Source organism: Streptomyces sp. VTCC 41912 (assembly GCF_045799175.1).
Lineage (GTDB): Bacteria > Actinomycetota > Actinomycetes > Streptomycetales > Streptomycetaceae > Streptomyces > Streptomyces albulus_C.
Window position 1 is genome coordinate 1 of the sequence record NZ_JBJMAB010000080.1, and the last position, 9,773, is coordinate 9,773.

General features: G+C 75.3%; 9 protein-coding genes. 5 read left to right on the forward strand and 4 right to left on the reverse strand.

What is annotated here, in order from left to right:
* Positions 1 to 614 precede the first annotated feature (614 nt).
* Positions 615 to 1,973, reverse strand: coding sequence for a dipeptidase (locus tag ACJ6WD_RS41110; protein WP_331247180.1), 1,359 nt, complete (start codon positions 1,971 to 1,973; stop codon positions 615 to 617).
* A 180-nt stretch (positions 1,974 to 2,153) separates the two neighbouring features.
* Here ACJ6WD_RS41110 and ACJ6WD_RS41115 point away from each other — a divergent pair, with 180 nt between their 5' ends.
* Positions 2,154 to 3,434, forward strand: a complete 1,281-nt coding sequence (locus ACJ6WD_RS41115; protein ID WP_233662064.1) for a geranylgeranyl reductase family protein — start codon at positions 2,154 to 2,156, stop codon at positions 3,432 to 3,434.
* Here ACJ6WD_RS41115 and ACJ6WD_RS41120 read toward each other — a convergent pair.
* Positions 3,400 to 3,627, reverse strand: a complete 228-nt coding sequence (locus ACJ6WD_RS41120) for a hypothetical protein (protein WP_331247229.1) — start codon at positions 3,625 to 3,627, stop codon at positions 3,400 to 3,402. The genes ACJ6WD_RS41115 and ACJ6WD_RS41120 overlap by 35 nt on opposite strands.
* Before the next feature lie 10 nt (positions 3,628 to 3,637).
* On the opposite strand from ACJ6WD_RS41120, the gene ACJ6WD_RS41125 reads away from it, so the two are divergent.
* The 3 genes from ACJ6WD_RS41125 to ACJ6WD_RS41135 all read left to right on the forward strand — a co-directional run bounded on the left by ACJ6WD_RS41125 (position 3,638) and on the right by ACJ6WD_RS41135 (position 5,991).
* Entirely contained in the window at positions 3,638 to 3,991 is a 354-nt protein-coding gene (locus ACJ6WD_RS41125; RefSeq protein ID WP_407617795.1) for a hypothetical protein, read from the forward strand.
* Positions 3,992 to 4,081: 90 nt separating this feature from the next.
* Positions 4,082 to 5,329 (forward strand): sensor histidine kinase, encoded by a 1,248-nt coding sequence (locus ACJ6WD_RS41130; RefSeq protein ID WP_233662066.1) that lies wholly within the window; start codon positions 4,082 to 4,084, stop codon positions 5,327 to 5,329.
* On the forward strand, positions 5,326 to 5,991 hold the full coding sequence (locus tag ACJ6WD_RS41135; RefSeq protein ID WP_407617796.1) for a response regulator: 666 nt from the start codon (positions 5,326 to 5,328) through the stop codon (positions 5,989 to 5,991). The genes ACJ6WD_RS41130 and ACJ6WD_RS41135 overlap by 4 nt, the downstream gene beginning before the upstream one ends.
* 116 nt (positions 5,992 to 6,107) lie before the next feature.
* Here the strand turns inward: ACJ6WD_RS41135 and ACJ6WD_RS41140 are convergent, their stop codons facing one another.
* Together ACJ6WD_RS41140 and ACJ6WD_RS41145 are read right to left on the reverse strand one after the other, a co-directional pair.
* Positions 6,108 to 6,863 carry a maleylpyruvate isomerase family mycothiol-dependent enzyme gene (locus tag ACJ6WD_RS41140; RefSeq protein WP_233662068.1) on the reverse strand — a complete coding sequence of 252 codons (756 nt, stop codon included), beginning with the start codon at positions 6,861 to 6,863 and terminating at the stop codon, positions 6,108 to 6,110.
* Positions 6,864 to 7,061: 198 nt separating this feature from the next.
* Positions 7,062 to 8,291 carry an MFS transporter gene (locus ACJ6WD_RS41145; protein WP_407617797.1) on the reverse strand — a complete coding sequence of 410 codons (1,230 nt, stop codon included), beginning with the start codon at positions 8,289 to 8,291 and terminating at the stop codon, positions 7,062 to 7,064.
* A gap of 119 nt (positions 8,292 to 8,410) precedes the next feature.
* On the opposite strand from ACJ6WD_RS41145, the gene ACJ6WD_RS41150 reads away from it, so the two are divergent.
* The gene (locus tag ACJ6WD_RS41150; protein ID WP_331247179.1) at positions 8,411 to 9,625 is read left to right on the forward strand and encodes an ROK family protein; all 1,215 of its coding nucleotides are present in this window, start codon (positions 8,411 to 8,413) and stop codon (positions 9,623 to 9,625) included.
* Positions 9,626 to 9,773 lie beyond the last annotated feature (148 nt).

Below are 9,773 nucleotides of genomic sequence, written 5' to 3' on the forward strand. Positions count from 1 at the left end.
GGGTGCTGTTTGCGCCTGCGGCGCGTTGTCCGCTGCGCGGGGCTGTTGGGTGCGGTGACGGGCCTGCGGGGGTGGTGCGCAGGACTGCTGCGCTTTACGTCCTGCACACCACCCCCTCCGGCCCGTCCCCTCCCGTTGGGGGTGGGTGGAAAAGCGGGTGAGTGGGGCTCGGAGTGGGTGGCCCCCGTTCGGTCATTCCATGGCCATTACGGGCACTTTGCTGTCAATCTGGCCCTATTGCTCCCATATCGACGGCCCGCGCCAGCCCACCCACAGCACCACCCCTCCACCGTTTTCCCACCCTTCAACGGGAGGGGACGGGGCTGCGGGGTGGGGGTAGGGCGGACGTAAAGCGCAGCAGTCCGCCCTACCCCCACCCCGCAGCCCCGGCACCGCGGCCGACCAGCCCCGCGCAGCGGCATCGCGCCGCAGGCGCAAACAGAAACCCCCATGGCGGGAGGGCCGACGACGTACGGGGACGCCCCGCGCAGCGGCATCGCGCCGCAGGCGCAAACAGAAACCCCCATGGCGGGAGGGCCGACCACCTGGGAAGAAGGCCGCGCCGCCAGGCGCAAACAGAAACCCCCACGGCGGGACGGCCGACTACGTGGGAATCAGCCCCGCTCGGCAAGGCGCTGAAGGAACAGTGCCTCCGCCAGTGACAGGCGTTCCAGTTCGTCGGGCGACACGCTCTCGTTGACGGCGTGGATCTGGGCTTCCGGCTCGCTGAGGCCGATGAGCAGGATCTCCGCTTCGGGGTAGAGCCCGGCCAGGGTGTTGCACAGCGGGATGGAGCCGCCGAGGCCGGACGTCTGCATTTCCTTGCCGTCGTACGCCTCGCGCAGTGCCGCGGCCATCGAGGCGTAGGCGGGGCTGGTGGTGTCCGCGCGGAACGGCTGGCCCTGGCCGACCTGCTCGACGCCGACCCGGGCGCCCCAGGGTGCGGCGCCTTCCAGGTGGGCGGCGAGCAGCTTGGTGGCGTCGACGGCGTCGATGCCCGGCGGCACCCGCAGGCTGACCAGGGCGCGGGCGGAGGCGTGTACGGACGGGGTGGCGCCGACCACCGGCGGGCAGTCGATGCCCAGGACGGTCACGGCGGGGCGGGCCCAGAGTCGGTCGGCGACGGTGCCGGTGCCGATGAGTTCGACGCCGTCCAGGACCTTGGCGTCCTTGCGGAAGTCCGCGTCGGAGTACTGCAGGCCGTCCCAGGTGGCGTCGGCGGCGAGGCCGTGCACGGTGGTGGAACCGTCCTCGGCGCGCAGCGAGTCCAGGATCCGGATGAGGGCGGCCAGGGCGTCGGGGGCCGCGCCGCCGAACTGGCCGGAGTGCAGGTTGCCCTCCAGGGTGTCGACCTGGACGTGCACCATCGTCATGCCGCGCAGCGTGGCGGTGACGGTGGGCAGTCCGGCCCGGAAGTTGCCGGAGTCGCCGATCACGATGGCGTCGGCCGCGAGGAGTTCGGGGTGTGCCTCGGCGTACCGTTCCAGGCCGCCGGTGCCCTGTTCTTCCGAACCCTCGGCGATGACCTTGATGTTGACGGGGACGCCGCCGTGCTCCTTGAGCGCGCGCAGCGCGGTCAGGTGCATGATCATGCCGCCCTTGCAGTCCGCGGCGCCGCGGCCGTACCAGCGGCCGTCGCGCTCGGTCAGCTCGAACGGCGGGGAGATCCAGGCGTCCTCGTCCAGCGGCGGCTGCACGTCGTAGTGGGCGTACAGCAGCACGGTGGGCGCGCCGGCGGGGCCGGGCAGGTGGCCGTAGACGGACTGGGTGCCGTCCGGGGTGTCGAGCAGGGCGACGTCCTCGAAGCCCTCGGCCCGCAGGGCGTCCGCGATCCAGTGGGCGGCCCGCTCGCTCTCGCTCTTGGGGAACTGCGCGAAGTCCGCGACCGACTTGAAGGCCACCAACTCGGCGAGTTCGGTCCTGGCCCGCGGTTGCAGGGCGGCGACGGTCTGGGCGAGCTGGCTGTCAGGCATGGAACGCTCCTTGTGGGCGCGGCGTTGGGTACGTGGGGGCACGCGCGGCGGGGTGGGCCGGGCGGGCCCGGACGTACGCGTGGGCGTGCTCCGATCTTCCCACAGGCGGCTAGCCCGGACGCGGCCCGTAGGATGCGGGCGGTACGCGCAGCCAGGCATCGGACGGGAGCGGAAGCACAGGTGAGCAGCGAGCAGGCGGCCGAAGGCAACCAGCAGGTGTGGGACGTCGTGGTGGTGGGCGCGGGGCCCGCCGGCGCCTCGGCGGCACACGCCGCGGCGTGTGCGGGACGCCGGGTGCTGCTGCTGGAGAAGGCCGAACTCCCCCGTTACAAGACGTGCGGCGGCGGCATCATCGGCCCGTCCCGGGACTCCCTTCCGCCCGGTTTCGAACTGCCGCTGCGCGACCGGGTGCACGCGGTCACCTTCGCGCTCAACGGGCGGTTGACCCGCACCCGCCGTTCCAAGCACATGCTCTTCGGGTTGATCAACCGTCCGGAGTTCGACGCCGCCCTGGTGGAGTCCGCGAAGGACGCCGGGGCGCGGGTGCGGACGGGTGTGACGGTCACGCGGGTGGAGCAGCACGGGGCCAACGTTCCCGACCGCCGGACGGTCGCGGTGGTGCTCGGGGACGGCGAGGTGGTGCTGGCCCGGGCGGTGGTCGGCGCGGACGGCAGCGCGAGCCGGATAGGCGCGCACGTCGGCGTCAAGGTCGACCAGGTCGACCTGGGGCTGGAGGTCGAGATTCCGGTGCCGGAGACGGTCGCCGAGGACTGGGCGGGCCGGGTGCTCCTGGACTGGGGGCCGATGCCGGGCAGTTACGGCTGGGTGTTCCCGAAGGGGGACACCCTGACCGTCGGGGTGATCTCGGCCCGCGGCGAGGGCGCGGCCACCAAGCGCTATCTGGAGGACTTCGTCGGCCGGCTCGGTCTGGCCGGCTTCGAGCCGCGGATCTCCTCCGGGCACCTGACCCGTTGTCGGGCGGACGACTCGCCGCTGTCGCGGGGGCGGGTGCTGGTCTGTGGTGACGCGGCGGGCCTGTTGGAGCCCTGGACGCGGGAGGGGATCTCCTTCGCGCTCCGGTCCGGTCGGCTGGCGGGCGAGTGGGCGGTGCGGATCTCGGAGGCGCACGACGCGGTGGACGCCCGGCGCCAGGCCCTGAACTACGCCTTCGCCATCAAGGCCGGGTTGGGCGTGGAGATGGCGGTCGGCCGTCGGTTGCTGGCCGTCTTCGCGCGCCGCCCCGGGGTGTTCCACGCCGCGTTGACCGGGTTCCGGCCCGCGTGGCGGGCGTTCGCGAAGATCACCCGCGGTACCACGACGCTCGCCGAGATGGTCCGCACGCACCCGCTCGCCCGGCGTGCGCTGGATGCCTTCGACCGGGCGGAGGCGTCCGCTGTGACCGCGCCCGCCGACCGGCCGGTGGAGGTCAGCGACCCGGAGCCGGCGGCCGAACGGCAGTGACGAGCCAGCCGGCGCCGCGCAGTCGGACCGCGCCGCCGTCCTCGTAGGGGCGCAACGCCTCGGTGAGGGCCGCCCGGGCGCGGTCCCGGGATTCCGGGGCGGCCCGCTCCAGCAGGTGGCGGCCGGGGCCGGAGTCGAGGAGGAAGGCCGCCGCGTCCCCGGCGTCGCGGCCCCAGGTGCCGGGCGCGGTCACCGGCGTCACGGTGGTCCCGGCGAATCCGGCCGCGGAGAGCACCTCCCGGACGTGGTCGGTCATCGCCGGCCTCGCGCTCACCCGCCCGGCCGCCGCCCAGCGGATCCGCACCGCGCTCCGCGACGGCGCGCCGGGATTCGACGCGATGCAGGAGGCGATCACCGACTACCTCGACGCCGAACGGCGCCTGGGGCGGCTCGCGCCCGACACCGACACCGGTGCGGTCGCGCTCGCCCTCGTCGGCACCGTCCACCACCTGCTGATGACCGGCTGGGCCGGGGCGCCCGATCCCCGCGGGCAGGCGGAACGGCTGGTGACGATGCTCGTCGGGCCGGCCGGGGCCGCGGCCGGCGACCCCGGCTGATCCGGTGGTCGGACGTACTCCCCGGGGAGTAGCCGGGACCACCGCCTCCGGCGGACGCCGCCGCGCCGCACCGCGGTCTAGCGTGGCGGCATGGACAACGCACGGCCGCCCTGGGCGCGGCGCCGCCACGACGCGGCCGGGGGCGGGTGGGCGACGGCCCCGGCGCCCGGCAGCCGCCCCCGCGGCCGACTGCCCTGGCGTTCGACGCTGGCGGTGGCCGTGCTGGTCACCGTCGGCAGCAACGCCGCGGCCCACGGCCAGACCGACCGGGTCCCGCTCGACCCGCTCGGCCATGCGCTGCTCCTCGCCGGGGCCGTGCTGCTGCTCTTCCGCCACCGCTTCCCGCGGGCCACCGCCGTCGGCACCGCGGCCTGCTGCGCCGCCTACTTCACGGCCGGTTACCCCTACGGGCCGGTCTTCGTCACGCTGGCGCTCGGTGCCTTCGCGGCGATCGTCGCCGGGCACCGGGTGGTCGCCTGGTGCGCTGTGGGCGGGGTGTGGCTGCTGCACCTGTTGGTCGCGCACTGGCTCTACCGATGGCTGCCCCCGTACCTCGGGCCGGCACCCTGGACGCAGGAACTGGTCGTCACCGCCTGGGTGGCGGCCGTGCTGGCGGCCTCCGAGCTGGTCCGGGTGCGCCGCGAGCAACTGGCCCGGGCACGGGCCGAACGCGCGGCCGCCGAACGCCGCCGGGCCGACGAGGAGCGGCTGCGGATCGCCCGTGAACTCCACGACGTCCTCGCGCACAGCATCTCGGTCATCAACGTCCATGCCGGCGTCGGGCTGGCACTGCTGGACTCCGACCCCGAACAGGCGCGGACCGCCCTGACCACCATCAAGGCCGCGAGCAAGGAGGCGCTCGGCGAGGTCCGGCAGGTCCTCGACACCCTGCGTTCCCCGGGGGACGCCCCGCGGGCGCCGGCGCCCGGCCTGGACCGGCTGCCCGAACTCACCGAACAGGCCCGCGGCGCCGGCCTCGCCGTGGACGTCACCACCGAGGGCGACACGGTCGCCCTGCCGCCCGGCACCGACCTCGCCGCCTTCCGCATCGTCCAGGAGGCGCTGACCAACATCGTCCGGCACTCGGGTTCGCGCACCGCCCGGGTCCGGCTCCGTTACGCTCCCGGTGCGCTGGAGATCCGGGTCGACGACGACGGCCCGGCGACCGTCGGCGCCGAGCAACCGACCGGCGGCAACGGGCTGGCCGGGATGCGGGAGCGGGCCGCGGCCCTGGGCGGCACCATCGAAGCCGGCCCGCGGTCGGACGGCGGCTTCCGCGTCCTGGCCCGCGTCCCGCTCACCGTCGGGGGCCGCGCCGTCCCAGAGGAGGAGTCGTGATCCGGGTACTGCTCGCCGACGACCAGCTCCTGGTCCGGGCCGGTTTCAAGGCGTTGCTGGACGCCCAGGCCGACATCGAGGTGGTCGGTGAGGCGGCCGACGGCCAGCAGGCCCTGACCGGCGTCCGGGCGCACCGGCCGGACGTGGTCCTGATGGACATCCGGATGCCGGTGGTCGACGGCCTGGCCGCCACCCGGGGGATCACCGGGGACCCCGCCCTGCGGGACGTCAAGGTCGTCATGCTGACCACCTTCGAACTCGACGAGTACGTCTTCGAGGCGATCCGCTCCGGTGCCTCCGGCTTCCTGGTCAAGGACACCGAACCGGACGAACTGCTGCGGGCGGTGCGCGCGGTGGTGGCCGGGGACGCGCTGCTCTCGCCGGGGGTGACCCGCCGGCTGATCGCGGAGTTCGCCGCCCGCTCCAAGGAGCCCGCGCCGGCCGCCGCGCTCGGCGCGCTCACCGAACGCGAGCGGGAGGTGATGGCCCTGGTGGGCATCGGGCTCTCCAACGAGGAGATCGCCCGCCGGCTGGTGGTCAGCCCGCTCACCGCCAAGACCCACGTCAGCCGCACCATGGTCAAGCTGGGCGCCCGGGACCGCGCCCAACTGGTCGTCCTCGCCTACGAGTCGGGCCTGGTGCGGCCGGGCTGGCTCGGCTGACGCCCCGGGCCGGGCGGACGGGGGCCGCGGGACGGCCCGCGAGCCCGCCGCCGGTGCCCGTGGCGGGGCGTCAGCTCGGCGCGGCGGTAGCTCGCGCGGCGCGGACCCCGCACCGATCAGATGGCGCCACGCTCCCGCCACAGCGCCGGCAGGGACGGGTCGCCGGAGACCTTCAGGCCGTCCCACGGCAGGCGGTTCCACAGCGCGAGATACAGCTCCTCGGCCGGGCCCTCGACCGTGCAGTCCGCGGTGGCGTCCGCCGCGGGGGGCGTGTCGTGCCGCTCGGTGCGCGGCGGGCCGTCGGGGGTGAGGCGCACCGTCCACTCGGCGCCGGGGGTGTCGTCGGCGCGCAGCCGCAGCGTGCCGGGCGTCTCGGGTCGCACGCGGCTGCGGTCGCCGGCGTGGAAGCCCCGCAGGAGTTCGTCGATGCCGTCGGCGGCGAAGCGGGCCGGCAGCGGCGTCAGCGCGACGCCGGCCGCCTGCTGGGCGTCGGCGCGGTGCACCGACGTCTCGTGCGCCTGCCGGCGCGCCCAGAAGGCGAGCGGCGAGGGGGCCGGCAGGAACGTCCACGTGCGCAGGTCCGCCGGTGCGGTGTGGAGCGCCAGGACGAGGTGGTGGTGGCCCTCGCGCAGCCAGGGCACCAACTCGTCGTCGGTCAGCTCCGGCAGCTCCGGGATGGGACGCCGCTGCTCCTGGGGCTCGGTCACCAGGCCCGTCACCCACCGGTGGACCGTCCCCACGTGCCGCACCAGGTCCCGCATCCGCCAGTCGGGACAGGTCGGCACCAGGGCGTCGGGGCCGGCCTCGTCGGCGGCGTCCGCGAGCAGCCCGCCGTCCAGCCGCAGGGTTTCGACGAACTCAGTGATCTCCATGCGTCCGAGTGTGCCAGCCGCCACTGACACCGGCCGGCGCCGGGGCGGCCGCCACCGGACCGACGCACCGGACGCTCGCCGCCGCGGGGCCGCCACCGACCGGTGCGGACCCGTCACCCGCCGCCGCGCACACCGCCGTCCCGGAGCCGAATGCCCCCTCGCGCCAACAGGGTTGACGCGGTTTCCGTTCCGGGCGACTCAGGTGCCGGCCGGGCGGGGCCCGGCCGTGCCGCGGTGCGATCCGCGCGTCAGGTGCGCGATCAGCGCCGCCACCGCCGCCAGCAGCGCGAGCGTGGTCAACGCGACCGGCAGGCCCCACGCCTCGGCGAGGAAGCCGATCGCGGGCGGTCCCAGCAGCATGCCGCCGTAGCCGATCGTGGAGGCCACCGCGACCCCGTTCGGGCCGCCGGCCGCCCCGGCGCGCGCGAGGGCGATCGGGAAGATGTTGGCCAGCCCCAGACCGGCGACCGCGAAGCCGACGCAGGCGCCCCAGGCGGTCGGCGCGAGCGCCCCGAGCAGCAGACCGGACGCGGCCGTGGTGCCACCCGCGACCAGGGCCCGCGCCGGGCCGAACCGCTCGACGACTGCGGTCCCGGAGAGCCGCCCGACGGTCATCGCCAGCGCGAACACCGCGTAGCCGGCCGCCGCGAGGCCCGGCGCGGCGGCGAGGTCCTGGGACAGGTGCAGCGCGCCCCAGTCGGCCAGCGCGCCCTCGCCGTACGCGGTGCACAGCGCGATCACCCCGAAGACGAGGACGAGCCGGCGGGGCCGGCCGGGCGCGTCGGCCCGCCGGGGACGGTCCGGGCCTGCCGCGGCGCGTTCCTCGGGGCCCTGCGCCGCACTCCCGGCCCCCGCGCGCTCCCGCAGCAGCACGGCGCCCGCGCCGGCCGTCGCCAGCAGGCCGCACGCGGCGAGCGCCGACAGGTGCGCGGCCGGTGAGAGGTGCCCGGCGACCAGCCCGCCGAGGCCGGCACCGACCATGCCTCCCAGGCTGAAGGCGGCGTGGAAGCCGGACATCACCGGCCGGCGCAGGGTGGCGATCAGTTCGACGGCGGCGCTGTTCATGGCGACGTTGAGGGAGCCGTACGCGGCACCGAAGACCAGGAGCGCCAGGCCCAGCGCCGTCGCCGAGTGGGCGAGCGGGGGCAGCAGGATGCTCAGCGCGAGGGCCGCGCCGGAGGCGACGGTCACCGGGTGGCTGCCGAAGCGCCGGCACAGCCGTCCGGTGAGCATCATGAACGCCACCGCCCCGGCCGACACGCCGAGCAGGGCGAGTCCGAGGGCGCCCGCGCCGGCGCCGGTCTGCGCCTTGATCGCGGGGATCCGGACGACCCAGCCGGCGAAGAGGAAGCCGTCGACGGCGAAGAACGCGGTGAGCGCGATGCGCAGCCGCCGCGAACGGTGACCGGCCGCCTCCGGGGCGGCGATCGCCGCCCCGCTATGCGTCGGTCGTGCGGTTTTCGGGAGGTTGGTGGGCTTGTGGCCCCGATTGCGAGTCAAGGCCGTGCGTATTTTGTTCAGCGTCGGCACAAAGCCAGAATAGAAGGGTGACCCAGACTCGGACAACCAGGCTGGAGCGGGGCCGCAGCGCCCTCGGACCCGCACTGGAGCTCGTACACACCGGACGCGCGCCCACCCGTGCCGTGCTGACCACCGAACTCGGCGTGACCCGTGCGACCGCGGGGGCGGTGGCCGCCGAGCTCGAAGCGCTCGGCCTGATCACCGTCGACTCCAGGCCGCACGCCTCCGCGGGCTCCCAGGGACGGCCCTCCCACCGGTTGTCCCTCAACGACGGCGGCCCGGTCGTGCTCGCCGCACAGATCCACGCCGACGGGTACCGCGCCGCCCTGGTCGGCCTCGGTGGCCGGATCGTCGCCACCACCCCCAGCTGCGGCATCATCCCCGCGGATCCCGCGCACGTCCTCGCCGAGGTCGTCGAGGCCGGCGCGGCCCTGCTGCGCGACACCGGGCGGCGCTGCCTCGGCGCGGGCCTCGCCGTGCCCTCCGCGGTCGCCGAACCCGACGGCGAGGCGCTCAACCCGCTCCACCTCGCCTGGCCCTCCGGCGCCCCGATCCGCGAACTCTTCCTGCACGCCCTGGCCGACGCCGGCATCCCCGGCGTCACCGAGAAGATCGGCTTCACCGGCAACGACGTCAACCTCGGGGCGCTCGCCGAACACCGGCACGGCGCCGGCCGCGGCGCCCGCCACCTGCTGTGCGTCGCCTCCGGACACCGCGGCGTCGGCGGGGCGCTGGTGCTCGACGGCCGCCTGCACAGCGGAAGTTCCGGCCTCGCCCTGGAAGTCGGCCACCTCACCGTCAACCCCGAGGGCGCGCCCTGCCACTGCGGCAGCCGCGGCTGCCTGGACGTCGAAGCCGATCCGCTCGCCTTCCTCGTCGCCGCCGGCCGCGAACCGGGACCGGAGTTCTCCCTGCTCCACCAGGCCGGCGAACTGCTCCGCACCGCCTACACGGACCCCGGCGTGCGCACCGCCGCCGACCTCCTCATCGACCGGCTCGGCCTGGGCCTCGCCGGCCTGGTCAACATCCTCAACCCGGACCGGATCATCCTCGGCGGCCTGCACCGCGCCCTCCTGGAGGCCGACCCCGAACGGCTCCGCGCGGTCGTCGCCGACCGCAGCCTCTGGGGACGCAGCGGCGGGGTGCCGATCCTCGCGTGCAGCCTGGACCACAACAGCCTGGTGGGGGCGGCGGAGTTGGCCTGGCAGCCGGTGTTGGATGATCCGTTGGTGGTGCTTTAGCGGGGGTTTTGCCCACGTGGTCGGCTGTCCCGCCGTGGGGGTTGCTGTTTTGCGCCTGCGGCGCGGGTGTTGTCCGCTGCGCGGGGCTGTTGGGTGCGGTGACGGGCCTGCGGGGGTGGTGTGCAGGACTGCTGCGCTTTACGTCCTG

Coding starts and splice junctions, on each gene's coding strand:
- ACJ6WD_RS41110 (WP_331247180.1), bottom strand. CDS start 1,973: ATGCCTGACAGCCAGCTCGCCCAGACCGTCGCCGCCCTGCAACCGCGG.
- ACJ6WD_RS41130 (WP_233662066.1), top strand. CDS start 4,082: ATGGACAACGCACGGCCGCCCTGGGCGCGGCGCCGCCACGACGCGGCC.
- ACJ6WD_RS41140 (WP_233662068.1), bottom strand. CDS start 6,863: ATGGAGATCACTGAGTTCGTCGAAACCCTGCGGCTGGACGGCGGGCTG.